The sequence below is a fragment of the Pseudanabaena sp. BC1403 genome, assembly GCF_002914585.1.
In the GTDB taxonomy this organism is placed as follows: Bacteria; Cyanobacteriota; Cyanobacteriia; order Pseudanabaenales; family Pseudanabaenaceae; genus Pseudanabaena.
This window is the reverse complement of sequence record NZ_PDDM01000002.1, coordinates 76,751-94,551: the sequence shown is the minus strand read 5'-3', so window position 1 is coordinate 94,551 and position 17,801 is coordinate 76,751. Positions and strand designations below refer to the sequence as shown.

The following is a 17,801-nucleotide window of genomic DNA, read 5'->3' as shown; positions in this document are numbered from 1 at the left end:
TAGCCAGCTCAATGCACCCATGTGAATTACAAACCTGCAAACCATTCATAACCCTCATCTACCCAATAACCTCGGCGTTGTGGGACAAGCTCATTGGTGAAGGAAACTCGAATCACCCATTTTGACTGCTTGTAGCCTAACTTAATAGGAGAAGCCAAACGCAAAGGCGCACCATTCTCAATTGGAATATCTTGACCATTTTTTTGATAGGCAAGTAAAGTTTGCGGATGTAAAGCCGAAGCTATATCCCAACTCTCATAATAATTATCGGCAGATTCAAAATAGACATAACGCGCTCCTGCCTTCGGTTGAACTAACTTCGCAATATCATATAGGCGCACGCCTCCCCACTGCACGATCGCAGCCCAACCTTCTACACATACATGTCGAATCACCATTGATATTAATGGCAATGCTTGAATATCTTTCATGCTCAATTGCATGGGACGTTCCACAGCACCGTCAACTATTAATTTGAATGTATTGGGATTGATGACAGGTGTAGTATCGAAAGAGTTAATCAATAATGCATTGGGTTCAATCGCACTAATTGGATATTCTGGGCTAGGCGTTTTTGCTTGGAAAATCAACTCTTCAATACTTTGATTGAGTGGCTCAAATAAAGCTCTCACATTTCCTGATTGCTGATTGAGCGGCTTAAAAATCGGACTTACTCTACTAGAATCACTAGAGCAACTTCCCAATAATAATCCCATTCCCGACAAGCTAGCATATTGCATGAGCTGACGACGCGAAAACCGACGGTGCAGATGTTTATCAAATTGCATTTTTTATAATCCTAATCAAATCTCTTGAGTAATTCTTTCAACAGCTAAAAGCTAAATAAACATAGACCGAATCATCTTTAAGCCACCTACTCGAAAGGATAGAAAAATATGAACGATCGCAAAAATCAGCACAATCGGAATCGTCAGAAAATGCGCGACACGGAGATTTTGCCAACTGCCGAATAAGCCTGAAATCCATGCAAATTGCACAGGCTTGTACATGCATAAACCAGAAAGAATTGCTAACAGCAAAATTGGTACGATCGCTGTATAAGCAATGCGATGCCATGCGTAAGTTTTGCGCTTAGGGTTTTTAGCTTGGAGTGCTTGAATATCTTTATCAGAAGCAAATCGATGCTTCCAACGGCGGGTAATAAAAATGTAGATACCATAGATCAAGAGGCTCATGGAAAATAACCACATTGAGGCGAAATGCCAATTTCTTCCTGCGCCTAGCCAACCGCCTAAAAGTAATTCTTTAGGGAATCGCCAACCCGCACGCCCACCAAAAACTGGATTGGCATTATAAATTTGCAGTCCGCTAGCTGTCATCAAAATCAGCGCGATCAAATTAAAGGAATGGAACGACTTGGCGATGATCGCTTGTTTGGGAGTAGGGGAAGGTTTCTTACTCATAATTTGTTACAGATTTGATAAAGAACCAAATCGTTTATGGCGCGGCTTCGCCGCGCTATAAACGATTTATTTTAGAGTTTTAAAAAGGTGAGGTCGGGAAATATGGTGCTAACCAAAGCTGGATCTTGACATCCCAACCCAATAGAATCGCGATCGCGGTTAGAGAGATCATTGCGCCGCCAATTCTCTGCAAAAGTTGGCTTCGCGATCGCAATTTCAAGAATGATTTACTAAAGTAACGACTCGCATAGGCAAGCAACAATATCGGCAATCCAGTCCCGAATCCATAGACAAGTAGCAAAATAAAAGCGGTGAAGATCTCATTGTCTGCGGCTGCAAGGATTAAAATGCTGCCGAGTACTGGCCCAGCGCAAGGTGTCCATAACAAGCCCAATTGTGCGCCCAACCAAAATTCTCCTCCTAAGTTAACCTTAGTCGGCTCTTTGACTTTAAATGCAGGGAATTTGCTAGAAACTTTGCTAATTAAGAGATAGCTAAATTTCGGGAAAATCGATAGTAAGCCCAACGCTAGCAAAAAGAAAATCGCGAAGTTCCGAATAATATTGCTTAAATCTGTGAGCCAGTTACTCGCAATTCCTAACAAACTACCTGCGATCGCAAATCCGCTAATTAATCCAGCTACTAAAGCCAATGGCCCATAGCGATGAGTTTGCAATGACCTCCCAACAACAATCGGCAAAATTGGCAAAATACATGGTGAGAAAGCAGTTAACAAACCACCTAATATTGCTAAACCGATGGATAGTGGAGAAAGTGAGAGCGACATGCGCTTAAATCCTAGCCTAGTAATTGCTTGATGGTTTGCTCGGTGCGATCGTAAGCTCCTTCGCCAATGTGGTCATAGACGAGATTGCCTTGGCGATCGGCTAAATAAAGATGCGGCCAATATTCATTCCCATAGGCTTTCCAAGTCTTAAACTCGTTGTCAATCGGAACTGGATAAAGGATACCGTGTTTTTGCATAGCATCTTTGATATTGTTTGCATCGCGTTCAAAGGCAAACTCTGGAGTATGCACGCCAATAATTTTTAATCCTTTGGAAGCATAGCGATCGTGCCATTTGGTGACATAGGGTAATGTGCGCTGGCAGTTGATGCAGCTAAAAGTCCAAAACTGAATCAAGACGACATTTCCCTTTAGTTCCTGAGTAGTCAAGGGATTAGAATTTAACCATTGAGAAATACCTTGAAACTCTGGTAATTTTTGACTACTAGCTTTAGATTTTTCATCCACTGTATTAACTTCAGAACTATTTGGTTTAGTAGTATCAGCTGTTGAAGTTGACCCCACAGATGTTTTGGAAGTGATAGCTATAGATGGGCTTGTCGAGCCAACTTGAGCAGCACATGCAGTACTCCCAATTCCTAAAGCTCCCAAACCTAAATAAGTTAAAAAACGACGACGACGCAGCAATCCTACATTCACAATATGGTCTCCAAATTCAACTATTGATGATTGCTAAACTATATATACATTGCCAACATTAAAATTGATTGAGGAATTGCTTAGATTCCCCTTAAGAACAAGATGAGTTCTAGAATGTCTTTAGACTCCAGTCAAGGGCGCAAAACCAAAAGTAGCGTTAAACTTACGACACCAGATTGCTACAGACTTGAATCTATCTGGTTGGACATTGTTGGGAATCTCGTAGCGCTGCTTACCATTGAAACTTTTGAGCGGAGCAATTAATGCATAATCATTCTCTGCGATCGCAAAGTCAGGTGGTTTGGATATATTCAGGATATTAGGCGATCGATGCAAAATCACAAATAGATCTGGGCCATTTTCTGATGTCTTAAAAGCTTCATCAAGTTCAATGAAATAAGTTCCATTCTCTTGAACAATTTTAGCCTTGCCGTTAGTTGTATGCTCTGCACTAATAAAACTTCCAGATCTCGATTTGGTATTGGCTTTTGTATTAGTTTCTAGAGGAGCAGAAGCAACTGGTGTAGAAACCGCTTCTGCCTGAGAAGTTTTTGGACTGTTTGTTGGGATAGAAGCACATCCCAATATTAAAAATACTGCCATAGTAGACAGGCTTAAATTTTTTGTACTCATAAATTTATAGATATGTTGATAATTTATCCTCTAGACAATTCATGAACAGTTTTCATTTTGCTACAGGCAAAATGAAAACTCCAAACCCATACTGTGATTGTTGTATGTTCTGTATTTGTTTTGCAAATGAGTACATACTCATTTGCAAAACTCTGTAGGCTATTGTTTGGGAGCATCAGCAGGCTTGCCATCTTTCATGGCATCACCTTTCATGGCATCGCTTTTCATCGCATCAGCAGGTTTGCCATCTTTCATGGCATCACCTTTCATGGCATCGCTTTTCATCGCGTCGTTCTTCATCGCATCAGCAGGCTTGCCATCATTCTTCATCGCGTCGCCAGTTTTATCTTTCATGGCATCGCTTTTCATCGCGTCGTTCTTCATCGCATCAGCAGGCTTGCCATCTTTCATGGCATCACCTTTCATCGCGTCATTCTTCATTGCATCAGCAGGCTTGGCATCATTCTTCATCGCATCGCCAGTTTTATCTTTCATGGCATCGCCTTTCATCGCGTCAGCAGGCTTGGCAGATGGAGTGGATTGAGTTGCAGGAGTTGCTTCGGGTGTGGGGGTAGCAGAACAAGAAACAATTCCAGCAGTCAAAGCCAAGCCTGCAATAAGTCCAAAAAATCTATAGTTCATCGTTGTAAGCTCTATTTCCAAAAAATTGATGTGGAGTAATCCTTATCGAGGTTTACTTATTGGATATACGAATGAGCTAGCAAATTGGATGAATTAATTTTGAAGCACACATAGGTGTGCTTCGTGTGCTTCAAAATTACACTTCGCCTTTCATGACCATTTCGCCCGTGGGTTCAGACATATCTTTGTTTGGCTCAATCGTGATAATTAAAGTTGTAGTTTGCTTAAGGGCATTACCTAGTGGCACTTTCACGAAAACCTTGCCTTGATCGTCAGGACGAAACTGAGCGCAATCGACCTTTTTTCCATCAACGATCGCCCAAAGGCGATAACTATTTTCTTGAGGAATGGGCATGAGATTCTGAATGCTGATCATGGCGGTTTTTTCAGTGGGCGCAATCATCACACTTCCCGAAGCCGTAGGAATTGCCCCCATACCTTTAAGCGAGATCATGCGATTGTCAGAACCTTGCAACATCGCAATGGTTTCGCGATGTTTTTGTAACTCGATCTGATTAGTAGCGAGCTGCTGGCGCATTTGGTAATTGTCAAAACCAAGAGTAACTAGAGCGATCGCACCAATGCTACTTAAACCAATCGTGGCTAATTTCCAGAGATTTCGGCTACGCGGCAATCGATTAATAATTGGTGCTAAGGGCTCGCTTAAGGAGTCTATTGATGGATCTAGTGGATCTATTAACAGATTCTCAACGTTGATCGGGATAGCCTGTGCTGCAATGCGATCGCGTAGATTTTTGGCTGGATAGGTTTCGCTTAAGCCTAGAGGAAGCATGGCTAACGTTTCTTGAAAGTGATCGATTTTTGTGACTATGTCTGGATGCTCTAGGATAATTTTATGCATCTCGATAACTTCTTCAGGATCGAGATCTCCCAATACATACCCTGCTAATAGTTCTTCCCATTCATGGGGATATTTATTTTGTGGTGTCGTCATAATCACTCCAACGTATCCTGCAAACTTTCTCTCAATCGAATTAATCCATTTCGCGCCCAAGACTTGACCGTCCCCAACGGAGCACCTAGCATTTTAGCAATTTCGGATTGGCTCAGACCATCAAAATAAGCCATTTCTAATACTTGGCGATGGTTGTCAGGCAACTTTGCCAAGGCTAATTTTACTTTTTCTGAACGTTCGGCAAGTGACGCATTTTCCATGAGCGATGAGGTTCTGATGTCAAGTTCTGAAGAAATGCCCTGTTCCCATTTTTGGAGATGCTGCTGTTGCGATCGCGTTTTACGAATGCGGTCAATCGCTCGCGATCGGGTCAAGACTGTCAAAAAAGTGGCGATCGAACCGCGCTTACTATCGTAAGTACTATTGCGACTAAGCAAAATGAAGATCTCTTGGGTGAGGTCTTCCGCCTCTTGGGGGCTACCTAAGATCCTTAATGATAAGCGGTAAACCAACTCACCATAGCGATCGTAAAAGATGCCAAAAGCTTGACTGCTTCCCGATCGCCAAGCTTGCAGTATTTCTACATCGGTTTGCTCGGAGAGTTTCATAGGGAAATTGAATAAGCTTCGTTACTATACATACGCATCCTAAGCCAGAATGGATGAGTTATCAACCTTAGCCATGCACTCAAGTACTGGCTAAAAGCTCAAGTCTGCTGAAGCAGACTAAAGAATACTTCTAAGCAACCCGTTTCAACGGGTTTAAGCTTTTAGCCCGCACTTGAGTGCAGGGCTACTTGAATGCAGGGCTACTAAAGTTATGGATTAACTTCTTGTTCGCTCCAATTTCCTTGCTCATCGCATAGATATATCCAGCGATTTTGGGGCGTTCCGCGTAATTCGAGGCGATCAACTTCGATGGGTTGTAGCAATAGCAGACAAAAAGAAGTAAGTGGTTGAGTTGGATCGGGTGGCGCTATCTCTAGAAAATCAACTCTCGGCTCCCTTGGATGCGCCCATGCAAACTGCATTCTGGCTGGTTCCGACAGCGCTTGCCATGCAGCCGATCTCGCTGTTTGTAATTCTAAATCTGAACATTCGCTATCAATTAATATGAGTTTGCCTAAAATCCGAAATTGCGATCGCGTTTTCGTGAAATACCAACTCACCTCTGCCAAAGGGTTAGCCTTAATTTGCTCAATCTTCTGACTGCGCGAGTCTGTAACGATTTTTAGGCAATCTGGAAAGCGATCGCTATTTTCTAGGAATCCCCGAAATACGACTGTGCGATTGCGCGGACGCTGATCTAAGTCAATCGTAGCAAGTTGTAAAAAACGTGCTTCGGGTTGGTTGCGGTGCTGATGTAAACTTCGAGCTAAATGCGATCGCCACATAAAATCAATAGAATTAAGTTTGCCAAACCACTCGTATAGTATACCAATGACTAAAACTGAGCCTTTATTTTAACGTAAGGATTTGGTAGTGCTAAATAGGTAAGGATGGGCGGCGCTTCGCGCCGCCCATCCTTACCTATTTAAATTCTTTCCTTTCTGGGACTACCAAGGATTTAGGTGACAATTAGGATGAGAGAAATGGAAAAAGTATCGATTAAAGCTTGACGAAAAAAATAAAGCATTTCAGATTGCAATTTGTATCGTATTCAATCAATTCATGCAGCAAATAAAACATCTACCTGTCAGATTAATGTTAGGAACCTAATTTGCCAATAGATGCGTTACTTTGGCACTAACGCAATCCTACAAATAATTAAGGCTTTCTAATTATGCGCTTATGGAGTGTAGATGTGATTACGGATAAGGATAAATTTGAAGAGCATATTAATAATCTATCGAACAAATCACATCCAGCAACAGCAGCAGATGGAGGGAAAGAAGCAATAGTACTTTTGTCAGAGCAACCAGAAAAGCCAGAACCAAAGCGTATTAAACCAATCGCATTTGTTTTAGCAGGATTAGGCGTTGGCGCAGTCGTCGCAGGTATTTTTGGGTATCGCTATTGGCAATATGCCTCCACTCACCAATCGACAGATAATGCCACAGTAGTCGGGCATATTCACCAAGTTAGCAGTAAAATCGCGGGAACAGTCACCTATGTCCTAGTCGGTGATAATCAGCAAGTGCAAGCTGGGCAATTGCTGTTAAAGCTCGATCCTAAAGACTATGAGAATAAAGTCCAACAAGCTCAAGCTACATTGGAATCCTCGAAGCGAACCGCAAATGCAGCTCAAGCGAATATTGACCTAGCATCCCAAACTACTAGTGGTAAGACAACTCAAGCCCAAGGAAATATAAACACTGCCCAATCCGCGATCGCTACAGCTCAAGCCGTGATGCAAGAAGCTCAAGCAGGAGTTCCCTTAGCTGAAGCTCAAGTCGAACAAGCCAATGCTAGCTTGCAACATGCTGAAACTGACTATAATCGCTACAATACTCTATTTAAGCAAGGAGCTATTACTAATCAACAATTAGATACAGCAAAAGCTGATTTTGATGTTGCTCAAGCTCAGAAGAACTCAGCACTTCAGGTTGTGCAACAGGCTAAATCAAGACTCGCCCAAGCCCAAGAAGGAATTGTCAGTGCTCAATCGAGACTGGCTGCATCTGGTGGTGAATTGGAACAGGCGGCGGCTAGCGGACAGCAAACAACGGTAAATCGTAGCGAATATGAGGCGGCTCAATCAGCGATCGCGCAATCAGCAGCATCCCTCAAAGATGCACAATTACAGCTTTCCTATATCGATGTCTTCGCCACTAGTGCAGGACGTATTGGCAAGAAAAATGTGGAAGTTGGTAATCGCATCCAAGTTGGTGCGCCACTAATGGCGATCGTTGAGAACAATTACTGGATCGTGGCTAACTTCAAAGAGACTCAGCTCAATAGAATCAAAACTGGACAGCTAGTAGAAGTTAAGCTTGATGCCTTTCCCGATCGCACATTTACTGGTCGTGTCGAAAGCATTTCTCCCGCCTCTGGCTCTCAATTCTCTTTATTACCACCAGATAACGCGACAGGCAACTTCACCAAAATCGTCCAGCGTATTTCCGTGAAAATCACCTTAGATCCCCAAAGTCTCAAGGGCTATGAATCACGGATTACGGCAGGGATGTCTGCGGAAGTTACAGTCGAAATCAAATAATTTTGTATGCAAACAACTGAGAACAGATCCTTATTTCCTGCATTGCGATCGCGAAACTATCGCTTATTTTTTGCGGGGCAAGGCGTATCTTTAATTGGCACATGGATGACCCAAATTGCCACAGTATGGCTGGTGTATCACCTCACTCAATCAGCTTTTATGTTGGGAATCGTGGGATTTACGAGCCAAATTCCCAGTTTTGTTCTCGCTCCTTTTGGTGGTGCATTTGTCGATCGCTTTCCTTGTTATCGGATTTTGATCGGTACACAAATTCTAGCGATGGTGCAATCCTTAGCCCTTGCCGCCTTAGCCTTATCAGGTGTGATCCAAATCTGGCATGTCCTTGCCTTAAGTCTATTCCAAGGCATAATCAATGCTGTCGATGCACCAGCACGACAGGTATTTGTATTTGAACTGGTCGAACAAAGAGAAGATTTAGCCAATGCGATCGCCATTAATTCCACCATGTTTAACGGAGCGCGATTAATTGGTCCAGCCCTCGGTGGATTACTGATTGCCAGAGTTGGTGAAGCTTACTGCTTTCTCATTGACGGACTGAGCTACATTGCCGTAATTATGGCTTTACTGGCGATGCGCTTTGTACCGAAGGAAATCACCGCGATCACAGGTAATCATTTCCAAAAGATTATCGAAGGATTCGCCTATACCTTTAGTAGCCCACCCATTCGTTCCATTTTACTGCTATCAGGGCTAGTCAGCCTCATGGGTATGCAATACGCCGTACTCGTGCCAGTCTTTGCCGACAAAATCCTCAAAGGTGATGCTCAAACATTGGGCTTTTTGATGGCAGCATCGGGTGTGGGAGCCATCTTTGGCGGCGTTTATCTAGCCACAAGGCGATCGGTCATCGGACTTGGGAAGTTCATTGTCATCAGTCCTAGCATTTTAGGAATTGGCTTAATTATCTTTGCTCTATCCCGCTTTTTACCACTTTCTCTATTCGCGATGCTCCTGATCGGCTTAGGCACAATTCTGCAAATCTCCGCAGGCAACATCATTCTGCAAACCATTGTCGATGATGATAAGCGTGGGCGCGTCATGAGCCTATACACGATGTCATTTTTAGGCATGACTCCTTTCGGCAATCTCTTAGGCGGAACTTTAGGCGATCGCATTGGCGTTACTGACACCTTAATCATTGCGGGAATCGTTTGCATTTTAGGTTCAATTTACTTCAGCCGCCAATTACCTGCATTAAAGAAGATTGTTTACAAGATATACGAGCGCAAAGGAATCATCACCAGCTAAGGATTTGCCAGATGAGGGAGAGATTTGTTCCCCAATCACATCGAGATAAGCTAAACTGTAATTCTGTTGTTATTTTGCTTATTGAGTTTTTTATGAACAACATTCAAGAACTTGTGATTGACAAAGTAAAAGCTTTATCACTCAATCAACAAAAAACAGTTTTGTATTTTATTGATCAGCTTTTAACGCCTAATGTTATCGATTCCGCGCAAAAACTGGAAGCGTTGTTGATGGAAGGAGTTGATAGTTTGGAACGGGGTGAGGGAATTGTCGCTACTGATGATTGGTGGGAACAAGAGCGAGATCGCTTAATCAACAATTAATCAAATCTTCTAAAGAAATAAAATTAATGTATAGTATTATTATCGCGCTTCCTGCTCGTGCTGATATTACGCATAACTATGAGTATTTATCCGAATTTAATTCTGAAGTGGCGTTGAAGTTTTTTGATGCAACTCGATATAGTTTTGCAGAGATCGCTCGAAATCCTCAAATTGGGCGTAATTATCCCAGCAATAATCCTCGCCTTAATGGGTTGAGAAAGTGGTATGTCAAAGGTTTTAGAAAACATCTGATCTTCTATCGAGTTCAGGAATCAGCCATTGAAATTGTGAGGGTATTGCAGGGTGTTCAGGACATTGAACGTATTCTGAATGATGAGTTGTAGCGATTTTTAGTTTTTTAGAGCTTGTAGAAATAAGGCGATCGCAGTCAGCATCATTAATCCTAATCCTGTCCGCCAAAGGATTTGCCAGATTAGTAAAGATATATGGGCTAAAAATATCAGGATTTTATCTGTTATCCTAAGATTAGCCAATCTCAAAAGACGATGACTAATCAAATTCAAGCTTATTTGCAAGAAGTGACGCAAATTTATCAAAAGGGTAATGCGACAGAGCATACCTATCGTCCTGCGTTGAAGAAGTTGCTTGAATCGTTTGACAACAATATTTTGGCAGTGAATGAGCCGAAGCGGATTGCTTGCGGTGCGCCAGATTTTTGGATTGGTCAGGGGGCTTTAGAAATTGGACATCTTGAGGCTAAGGATATTGGTATTTCGCTAAAGAGTTTGGAAAAGAAGAACCAAATGCAGCGTTATTTTAATGCCTTGGGGAATTTGATTTTGACTGATCATTTGGAATTTCGGTGGTATGTGGGTGGGGAGTTACGGTTAGCGGCATCGATCGCTACCTTTGATAAGCAGAAGAAAATTAAGCCTGAACCTGAAGGGATTGCACAGGTTGACCAGCTTTTGCGACAGTTTTTATTGACTAAGGTTGTGCAAGTCACGACTCCCAGAGCCTTAGCGAAAAGGATGGCGGCTTTGGCGCAGTTGATTAGGGATGCCATTAATACGGCTTTGAATGATAGCGATCGCGGTGGGATGTTGCGACAACAGTTAGAGTCTTTTCGCTTGGTGTTGATTCGCGATTTGACGGGTGAGCAGTTTGCGGATATGTATGCTCAGACGATCTGCTATGGTTTGTTTGCGGCGCGTTGCAATACCGATCAAGTAAGTTCTTTTTCGCGTGAGACGGCAGGTTTTCGCTTGCCAAAAACGAATCCATTTTTGCGGGGTATTTTTAATCAGATTGCGGGTTCGGAACTGGACGATCGCATTGTTTGGGCGGTGGATACTTTGGCGACTATTTTGCAGCAAACGGATATGTCGGCAATTTTGAGCGATTTTGGTAAGCGCGATCGCCGTGAAGATCCTGTGGTGCATTTTTATGAGACATTTCTAGCGGAATATGATCCGAAGATGCGCGAGTCACGAGGGGTTTACTATACGCCTGAGCCTGTGGTTGGCTATATTGTGCGTAGTGTGGATTATATTCTCAAGGAGAAGTTTGGGATTAAGAAGGGATTGGCGGATAGTACGAAGATTCCTAGCCCTCATCCCCCAGCCCCTTCTCCCAAGGCGGGAGAAGGGGAGCAAGAAAAAGAATCTTTAAGTCCCTCTCCCTCTTTGGGAGAGGGATTTAGGGTGAGGGTAGATATGCATAAGGTGCTAATCCTTGATCCTGCGGTGGGGACTGGGACGTTTATGCATCGGGTGATTGAGCATATTTATGAGGGTTTCAAGAATCAGAAAGGGATGTGGTCGGGTTATGTGAGTCAGCATTTGTTGCCGCGTTTGTTTGGGTTTGAGTTGCTGATGGCTCCTTATACGGTGGCGCACATGAAGTTGGGGTTACTGCTTAAAGAGACGGGCTATGATTTTCAGTCTGAGGAGCGTTTACGGATTTATTTAACAAATACTTTGCAAGAGTCTTTTCAAATTGCAGATCAGGCGGTTAGTTTTGGTTCTCGAATTAAAGAAGAAGCTGAGGCGGCGAAAGAGGTTAAACAAGAGCATCCTGTCATGGTGATTATTGGTAATCCTCCTTACTCTGGACATTCAGTAAATACGGGAGATTGGATTAAAGGTTTGCTCAATGGGAAGGATATTATCTCAAATACAAAAACTGATAGTTATTTTGAGGTTGATGGGAAGCCTTTGGGAGAGAAAAATCCTAAGTGGTTAAATGATGATTATGTGAAGTTTATTCGCTTTAGTCAATGGAGAATCGATCAAACGGGTTACGGAGTTTTGGCTTTTGTCACTAATCATGGTTATTTAGATAATCCAACTTTTCGAGGAATGCGTCAAAGTTTGTTAAAGACTTTTGATGAGATTTATATTTTAGATTTGCATGGTAATAGCAAGAAAAAAGAAACTTGTCCTGATGATTCTGTCGATCAAAATGTGTTTGATATTCAGCAGGGTGTAGCGATTGGAATTTTTGTTAAATATCAAAATAGTCAGCAAAAATCAGCAACGGTTTATCATGCGGATTTATGGGGTAAGCGTGAGGTTTTTGAAAATAAGCAACTTGTTGGGGGTAAGTATCATTGGTTAGATGAAAGTGATATTAGCTCAATGATTTCTGATGTAAACAAACTACAACCAGATGCGCCATTTTATCTATTTAAGCCTCAGAATATTGATCAAAGATTAGAGTATGACAAATTCTGGAAAATTACTGAGGTCATGAATACTAATGTTTTAGGATTTCAGACTCATCGCGATGATTTTGCGATTGATTTTGATGAGATAAGTATTATTAAAAAATTTCAAGAATTAAGAAATAATGATCTTTCTGATAATGATTATATTGGTAAATATGAACTTAAAACTAATAAAGATTGGCGTTTAGATAAAGTCCGTCAGAGTGTTCGCTCCGATAATCAGTGGAAAGAAAAAATAATTAGCTGTTTATATCGTCCTTTTGATTGGCGCTACTGTTATTACAGTGATGCGGTAATGGATAGACCTAGACGAGAATTAATCGATCATGTTTTTAAAAAGGATAATTTATGTTTACTATCTTCAAGACAGCAAGCAAATTTAGGTTATAGACATTGTTGGGTATCTAACGAACCTGCTAACGATTGTGTGATCTCAACAACAAGCCGAGAAGCAAATCAAGTTTTCCCTCTTTATCTCTACCCAACCAACACTCCAACCCTATTTGAAGCCGAACCAACTAACTCCCCAAATGGTCGCCGCCCAAACCTAGCACCAGAATTTATCAACGAACTTTCTCAAAAACTCAGCTTAGAATTTTTGACCGATGGCAAAGGCGATCAAGTCAAAACCTTTGCACCAGAAGACATCTTTAACTATATTTATGCCACCTTCCACTCCCCAACCTATCGCCAACGTTACGCCGAATTTCTGAAAATTGACTTTCCGCGAGTACCCCTCACCAGCAACAAACAACTATTTTGGGAACTAGCCACCAAAGGCGACAAACTCGTACAACTTCACCTGATGAAAGAAACAGGGGCAGAAATTAGCAACTATCCCATCGATGGCTCTAACCTTGTCGAGCAAGTCAAATACAACGAAATCCAACAACAAATCTGGATTAACGACCAGCAGTATTTCGCCAACATCCCCAACCACATTTGGAACTTCCACATCGGCGGCTATCAGGTCTGTCAGAAATGGCTCAAAGACCGCAAAGGACGCGAACTCAGCTTTGACGACCTCGTTCATTATCAAAACATCATCTCCATCTTAGGCGAAACCATCGAGATTATGAACGATATTGATCAAATCATTACCAAACATGGAGGCTTCCCATTTGGGTAAGGAGTAATAAAATGTATAGCCAAATATCAAACCCTAAAATCTATAATCGTCTTGGTATTTCTAGCCAACAACTTACTCAATTTTGTCAAAAATGGAAAGTTGCTGAACTAGCATTATTTGGCTCAATCCTACGAGACGACTTTCGGGAAGATAGCGATATAGATTTATTAGTTTCCTATCAACCTAATGCTAAACGCGGTCTATTTGAAAAAATGACTATGAAAGAAGAACTCGAAATAATGCTAAATCGTAAAGTTGACCTAGTTAGCAAACAAGCCATTAACAAAAGTCTTAACTGGCTAAGGCGCAAAAATATCCTTGACTCTGCCGAGGTAATTTATGTCGCGTGATCAAGAAGCAATTATTGATATAACAGAATCTATTAAACTGATTTTGCAGTATATGACAGGAATAGATCAAGAGGCACTTGCAGTCAATTATGAAAAGCAAGACGCTATTTTGCGGCGTGTTACCATCATTGGTGAAGCAACTAAACGACTATCACAAGAATTCAGGCAAAATCATCCCGCTATTCCTTGGAAGAAAATAGCAGGAATGCGAGATGTAATTACCCATGACTATGATGAAATTGACCTAACCGAAATTTGGACAGTCATCACAGAAAACATTCCTGAACTTTTGAAATACTTAGAAAATTTGCATCATACCAATATTGAATAAAATCAAGTGATCGCCCTTAGCTAAAGTTATAAAATAAAAGAAACTTACGCAAACCCATCAAGAGTCAATCATGCTAAACCTTGAATATCTCACTAACAAAGAAGGACAACCCACCGCCGTTGTCATCCCCATCGCAATTTGGAGACAACTCCTACCAATTGATAACGCCTCTCTAGAAGACCTTAGCGAAGCAATAGAAGATTATTGTCTCAATAAAGCAATAGATGAAGGTAAAAACACTCTTCTTTACTCCCATGCCGAAGCTCTAGCCTTTTTAGAGGATTAGATTGGAAGACTAAAATGGAAGTAAAGTATCGCCAATCATTTTTAAAAGATCCGCACATTACACCGCAAAGAATTTTTATCGTTACTTCCCTTAGAAAAAGATCCTAAGTTTTATCGCAGTTAACAAGTGGCGATCGCAATGATTACAACTTATATCGTAATCAATCAATTCATACAGCAAATCAAGTGTTAGTCGGTCAAAGTACGGTATATAGATAAGACTAGTCAATACCTTGCCGAACATCAATGCAATTACCAATCAACGCCCAAAATCTACGCTCCCACTAGATTATGTGCCCTTAAGAATCTGGATAGGAGTTGCCGCCAGTATGTTGGGCGCATTCATGGCAGTATTGGATATTCAAATTACCAACTCCTCACTCCAAGATATCCAAGCCGCCTTAGGTGCAACTCTAGAAGAAGGTTCTTGGATTTCTACCGCTTATCTTGTCGCTGAGATTGTGGTGATTCCCTTGACAGGTTGGTTATCGCAGGTATTCTCGATCCGTCGTTACATCTTGGTGAATGCCGCCTTATTTATCTTCTTTTCGATTTGCTGTGCTTCCGCTTGGGACTTGTCATCGATGATTGTCTTTCGCGCCCTTCAAGGAGCAACAGGAGGGATTTTAATCCCGATGGCATTTACAAATATGTTAGTAACCTTGCCACCATCCAAACAGCCTGTGGGCATGGCACTATTCGGAATTACCGCCACATTTGCGCCTTCGATTGGTCCCACCTTGGGCGGATGGCTGACCAATAATTATAGCTGGCACTATATCTTCTATTTGAATGTTATCCCCGGATTATTACTCCTTGCAGGTGTTTGGTATGGCATCAAGCAGCAAGCACCGAAACCAGAATTGCTCAAGCAAGGCGACTGGTGGGGAATTATTTCGATGGCGATCGGTTTAGCTTCTTTGCAAGTGGTTTTAGAAGAAGGTTCGCGCAAGGATTGGTTTAGCTCATCATTGATTATCACTCTCGGTGCGATCGCAGCTACATTCCTAGCCCTATTTTTCTGGATCGAATTAACGCGCAAACAGCCATTTATTAATTTACGGCTACTACGCGATCGCAATTTTGGTCTGGCAAGTATCGTCAACATCTCGCTGGGAGTAGGGCTATATGGTTCCATTTATCTTTTGCCTCTATATCTAGTCCAAATCCAGAAATATAATGCCTTGCAAATTGGTGAAGTATTAATGTGGGCTGGAATTCCACAATTATTTTTGATTCCTTTTGTACCAAAGTTAATTAAGCTTTTGGATAGCCGTTTGATAATTGGAGTGGGCGTAATTGTGTTCTCAATTAGCTGTTTTATGAACTCCGATCTCACCAATCTCAGTGGCATCGATCAGTTACGCTGGTCACAATTAGTCAAAGCAATGGGTCAACCGCTAATTATGGTTCCTCTGTCGGCTGTCGCTACTGCTGGTTTACCAAAGTCACAAGCGGGTTCGGCTAGTGGATTATTTAATATGATGCGTAATTTAGGCGGCTCTTTTGGGATTGCGGCTTTGGCGACTTTGCTAACCCAGCGCGAAAAGTTCCATTCTAATCGTTTGGGTGATGCGATCTCTCTGTATAATCCTGAAACTCAGCAACGAGTAGATACTTTGACACAGTTGTTTGTGAGTAAGGGGGCAGATTTTAATACAGCCCAGTCTCAGGCTTTTCAAGCGATCGCGAGTACGGTGAGTCGTGAGTCCTATGTGATGGCTTTTAATGATTGTTTCTATTTTGTCGGCTTTGCATTGTTGTTGAGTGGAGTGGCGGTCTTATTTTTTAAGAAGGTGCGAGTCTCAGATACTTCTGGTGGCGGTCATTAACTAGAGAGCGTACCGCCCGCGTAGCGGGCGGTACGCTTGTCTAGGTTCTTAGCTACATAACAAAACCTCAAATTGTTCTACGCCAATCAGTTCAGCGACTCGATAGGCTGAGGCGATCGCACCTTCATGCAAACCATCACCGAGATAAGCTCCCGCGTGGTAAGTATTATTCTCACCATTAGTGGCTACTACTTCATCTCGGTATCGAAAAGATTCTGTAGTATACAAAGGAGTATGATGCTTTTGGATATGAATATAGCGATCGCGAGCAATTATCTCTTCTAGTTGGTAAGACAGGAAATATTTTTGAGGAGATGAAATATTGCAAAGCTGATTCAGATAACTGTTATAGCCCCAGCGAGTATCTGTTTGAAAGAAATCAAATTCTGAAGGTTGCTTGATGCCATAGCGATCGTAAATGGAAGCATCTTTATGGACTACGCTATCTACATAATTAGGCTGCCAATGGGAAAATCGTTTGATTTCTGATGTAGTTGGATTGGCTAATAGGGCAGTAACTTGGTCGGGCGGTGTGGCGAATACCACTTTATCAAATTCCTCAATTTCACCTGTAGATTGAATAATTTTTATAATATTTGAGCTTCTGACAATGCGATCGACTTCCACATTTAGCAAAATCTTTCCCTTAAATTTCGCCAAGATTTTCTCAATATAGGAATAAACTCCACCTTGAATTCTGAGCCATTTGACCGCAACATCATCTCGTAAAACAGGAATCGCTAATTCTGCTGGGAAATCATCAATCATCTCCAAAGGCATAGAATAACTATACATAACTAGCAACTTTAGCCAAGTATTGCGAGTACAAGGACGTTTCAAATATTGGGATAATGGCTGATTATAGAAATCTTTTGCAGTCGCAAATCTTATCCTTAGCCATAATTTTGCGGAACGTGCATAGAGAGTATCAATGCGTAAATATTCGATAAGACGACGAAAGCCTGTAAAGTTATTCTGAATTGTGACTTTTGATAGATAATGACTTCCATTTTTAAAAAACATTGCCGAGCCAATGTCAACAGGTTCTAGTTCTACTTCTAACTCCTGCATTAGCCCTAAGAAGTGATGAAATGTAGCGGGAAATTCGATTACCCCACATTCCAAAATCTCTTGGCAGTCTGATTGGTTTGGTTGCACATTCTTGTTCAATGTCCGAATATGTCCACCTAAACTTGCTTGTCGCTCAAAAACTGTAACTTGATGTCCCTGCTTATCGAGGAGGTAGGCTGTAGCCATGCCACTAGCGCCACCGCCAATAATCGCGATTTTCATAATGGAATTCTCAGTTAATCAATAAGTCAATAAAATGGATAAAGAATCCCAAAAGCCATTAAAAATGTTGCAAAGCAACATTT

At 41.8% G+C, this 17,801-nt stretch carries 19 protein-coding genes; 9 read left to right on the top strand and 10 right to left on the bottom strand.

Features of this window, described 5'->3' with window-relative positions; translation table 11 throughout:
* Nucleotides 1-26 precede the first annotated feature (26 nt).
* From CQ839_RS02925 to CQ839_RS02885, 9 genes are all read right to left on the bottom strand, one after another.
* Nucleotides 27-788 (bottom strand): molybdopterin-dependent oxidoreductase, encoded by a 762-nt coding sequence (locus tag CQ839_RS02925; RefSeq protein WP_103666791.1) that lies wholly within the window; start codon nucleotides 786-788, stop codon nucleotides 27-29.
* Between the two features lie 51 nt (nucleotides 789-839).
* A complete protein-coding gene (locus tag CQ839_RS02920) occupies nucleotides 840-1,424 on the bottom strand; it encodes a cytochrome b/b6 domain-containing protein (RefSeq protein ID WP_103666790.1) in 585 nt (194 codons plus the stop codon).
* Between the two features lie 79 nt (nucleotides 1,425-1,503).
* A complete protein-coding gene (locus CQ839_RS02915; protein ID WP_103666789.1) occupies nucleotides 1,504-2,211 on the bottom strand; it encodes a cytochrome c biogenesis CcdA family protein in 708 nt (235 codons plus the stop codon).
* Nucleotides 2,212-2,222: 11 nt separating this feature from the next.
* Nucleotides 2,223-2,870, bottom strand: coding sequence for a thioredoxin family protein (locus CQ839_RS02910; protein ID WP_103666788.1), 648 nt, complete (start codon nucleotides 2,868-2,870; stop codon nucleotides 2,223-2,225).
* Nucleotides 2,871-2,990: 120 nt separating this feature from the next.
* Nucleotides 2,991-3,473, bottom strand: coding sequence for a DM13 domain-containing protein (locus CQ839_RS02905; RefSeq protein WP_258040608.1), 483 nt, complete (start codon nucleotides 3,471-3,473; stop codon nucleotides 2,991-2,993).
* Nucleotides 3,474-3,662: 189 nt separating this feature from the next.
* Entirely contained in the window at nucleotides 3,663-3,998 is a 336-nt protein-coding gene (locus tag CQ839_RS02900; protein ID WP_374937724.1) for a pentapeptide MXKDX repeat protein, read from the bottom strand.
* Between the two features lie 283 nt (nucleotides 3,999-4,281).
* Nucleotides 4,282-5,100, bottom strand: a complete 819-nt coding sequence (locus CQ839_RS02895; RefSeq protein ID WP_103666785.1) for an anti-sigma factor domain-containing protein — start codon at nucleotides 5,098-5,100, stop codon at nucleotides 4,282-4,284.
* 2 nt (nucleotides 5,101-5,102) lie between these two features.
* On the bottom strand, nucleotides 5,103-5,669 hold the full coding sequence (locus tag CQ839_RS02890; RefSeq protein WP_103666784.1) for a sigma-70 family RNA polymerase sigma factor: 567 nt from the start codon (nucleotides 5,667-5,669) through the stop codon (nucleotides 5,103-5,105).
* A 209-nt stretch (nucleotides 5,670-5,878) separates the two neighbouring features.
* On the bottom strand, nucleotides 5,879-6,454 hold the full coding sequence (locus tag CQ839_RS02885; protein ID WP_103666783.1) for an Npun_F5749 family FMN-dependent PPOX-type flavoprotein: 576 nt from the start codon (nucleotides 6,452-6,454) through the stop codon (nucleotides 5,879-5,881).
* 389 nt (nucleotides 6,455-6,843) lie between these two features.
* On the opposite strand from CQ839_RS02885, the gene CQ839_RS02880 reads away from it, so the two are divergent.
* The 9 genes from CQ839_RS02880 (at nucleotide 6,844) to CQ839_RS02840 (ending at nucleotide 16,425) form a co-directional block, all read left to right on the top strand.
* Nucleotides 6,844-8,217: an HlyD family secretion protein gene (locus CQ839_RS02880; RefSeq protein WP_103666782.1), complete on the top strand. Its 1,374-nt coding sequence runs from the start codon at nucleotides 6,844-6,846 to the stop codon at nucleotides 8,215-8,217.
* Nucleotides 8,218-8,223: 6 nt separating this feature from the next.
* On the top strand, nucleotides 8,224-9,486 hold the full coding sequence (locus tag CQ839_RS02875) for an MFS transporter (protein WP_103666781.1): 1,263 nt from the start codon (nucleotides 8,224-8,226) through the stop codon (nucleotides 9,484-9,486).
* Nucleotides 9,487-9,578: 92 nt separating this feature from the next.
* Nucleotides 9,579-9,809, top strand: a complete 231-nt coding sequence (locus tag CQ839_RS02870; RefSeq protein ID WP_146048683.1) for a type II toxin-antitoxin system ParD family antitoxin — start codon at nucleotides 9,579-9,581, stop codon at nucleotides 9,807-9,809.
* Between the two features lie 26 nt (nucleotides 9,810-9,835).
* Nucleotides 9,836-10,153 carry a type II toxin-antitoxin system RelE/ParE family toxin gene (locus CQ839_RS02865; protein WP_103666779.1) on the top strand — a complete coding sequence of 106 codons (318 nt, stop codon included), beginning with the start codon at nucleotides 9,836-9,838 and terminating at the stop codon, nucleotides 10,151-10,153.
* Nucleotides 10,154-10,315: 162 nt separating this feature from the next.
* Nucleotides 10,316-13,627, top strand: a complete 3,312-nt coding sequence (locus CQ839_RS02860) for a type ISP restriction/modification enzyme (RefSeq protein ID WP_103666778.1) — start codon at nucleotides 10,316-10,318, stop codon at nucleotides 13,625-13,627.
* An 11-nt stretch (nucleotides 13,628-13,638) separates the two neighbouring features.
* Nucleotides 13,639-13,977, top strand: coding sequence for a nucleotidyltransferase family protein (locus CQ839_RS02855; RefSeq protein WP_103666777.1), 339 nt, complete (start codon nucleotides 13,639-13,641; stop codon nucleotides 13,975-13,977).
* Nucleotides 13,967-14,308 carry a DUF86 domain-containing protein gene (locus tag CQ839_RS02850; protein ID WP_103666776.1) on the top strand — a complete coding sequence of 114 codons (342 nt, stop codon included), beginning with the start codon at nucleotides 13,967-13,969 and terminating at the stop codon, nucleotides 14,306-14,308. Before CQ839_RS02855 ends, CQ839_RS02850 begins: the two co-directional genes overlap by 11 nt.
* A 70-nt stretch (nucleotides 14,309-14,378) precedes the next feature.
* On the top strand, nucleotides 14,379-14,594 hold the full coding sequence (locus tag CQ839_RS02845; protein WP_103666775.1) for a hypothetical protein: 216 nt from the start codon (nucleotides 14,379-14,381) through the stop codon (nucleotides 14,592-14,594).
* Nucleotides 14,595-14,826: 232 nt separating this feature from the next.
* Nucleotides 14,827-16,425, top strand: a complete 1,599-nt coding sequence (locus tag CQ839_RS02840; protein ID WP_258040607.1) for an MDR family MFS transporter — start codon at nucleotides 14,827-14,829, stop codon at nucleotides 16,423-16,425.
* Nucleotides 16,426-16,473: 48 nt separating this feature from the next.
* Here the strand turns inward: CQ839_RS02840 and CQ839_RS02835 are convergent, their stop codons facing one another.
* Nucleotides 16,474-17,718 (bottom strand): FAD-dependent oxidoreductase, encoded by a 1,245-nt coding sequence (locus CQ839_RS02835; RefSeq protein WP_103666773.1) that lies wholly within the window; start codon nucleotides 17,716-17,718, stop codon nucleotides 16,474-16,476.
* Nucleotides 17,719-17,801: the final 83 nt, after the last annotated feature.

Excerpts from the sequence above, each read along its gene's own strand:
- CQ839_RS02900 (WP_374937724.1), bottom strand. The coding sequence starts at position 3,998 with ATGAAAGATAAAACTGGCGATGCGATGAAGAATGATGCCAAGCCTGCT.
- CQ839_RS02850 (WP_103666776.1), top strand. The coding sequence starts at position 13,967 with ATGTCGCGTGATCAAGAAGCAATTATTGATATAACAGAATCTATTAAA.
- CQ839_RS02895 (WP_103666785.1), bottom strand. The coding sequence starts at position 5,100 with ATGACGACACCACAAAATAAATATCCCCATGAATGGGAAGAACTATTA.
- CQ839_RS02880 (WP_103666782.1), top strand. The coding sequence starts at position 6,844 with ATGCGCTTATGGAGTGTAGATGTGATTACGGATAAGGATAAATTTGAA.
- CQ839_RS02890 (WP_103666784.1), bottom strand. The coding sequence starts at position 5,669 with ATGAAACTCTCCGAGCAAACCGATGTAGAAATACTGCAAGCTTGGCGA.
- CQ839_RS02925 (WP_103666791.1), bottom strand. The coding sequence starts at position 788 with ATGCAATTTGATAAACATCTGCACCGTCGGTTTTCGCGTCGTCAGCTC.
- CQ839_RS02905 (WP_258040608.1), bottom strand. The coding sequence starts at position 3,473 with ATGGCAGTATTTTTAATATTGGGATGTGCTTCTATCCCAACAAACAGT.
- CQ839_RS02915 (WP_103666789.1), bottom strand. The coding sequence starts at position 2,211 with ATGTCGCTCTCACTTTCTCCACTATCCATCGGTTTAGCAATATTAGGT.
- CQ839_RS02920 (WP_103666790.1), bottom strand. The coding sequence starts at position 1,424 with ATGAGTAAGAAACCTTCCCCTACTCCCAAACAAGCGATCATCGCCAAG.
- CQ839_RS02845 (WP_103666775.1), top strand. The coding sequence starts at position 14,379 with ATGCTAAACCTTGAATATCTCACTAACAAAGAAGGACAACCCACCGCC.
- CQ839_RS02860 (WP_103666778.1), top strand. The coding sequence starts at position 10,316 with ATGACTAATCAAATTCAAGCTTATTTGCAAGAAGTGACGCAAATTTAT.
- CQ839_RS02885 (WP_103666783.1), bottom strand. The coding sequence starts at position 6,454 with ATGTGGCGATCGCATTTAGCTCGAAGTTTACATCAGCACCGCAACCAA.
- CQ839_RS02835 (WP_103666773.1), bottom strand. The coding sequence starts at position 17,718 with ATGAAAATCGCGATTATTGGCGGTGGCGCTAGTGGCATGGCTACAGCC.
- CQ839_RS02855 (WP_103666777.1), top strand. The coding sequence starts at position 13,639 with ATGTATAGCCAAATATCAAACCCTAAAATCTATAATCGTCTTGGTATT.
- CQ839_RS02875 (WP_103666781.1), top strand. The coding sequence starts at position 8,224 with ATGCAAACAACTGAGAACAGATCCTTATTTCCTGCATTGCGATCGCGA.
- CQ839_RS02865 (WP_103666779.1), top strand. The coding sequence starts at position 9,836 with ATGTATAGTATTATTATCGCGCTTCCTGCTCGTGCTGATATTACGCAT.
- CQ839_RS02870 (WP_146048683.1), top strand. The coding sequence starts at position 9,579 with ATGAACAACATTCAAGAACTTGTGATTGACAAAGTAAAAGCTTTATCA.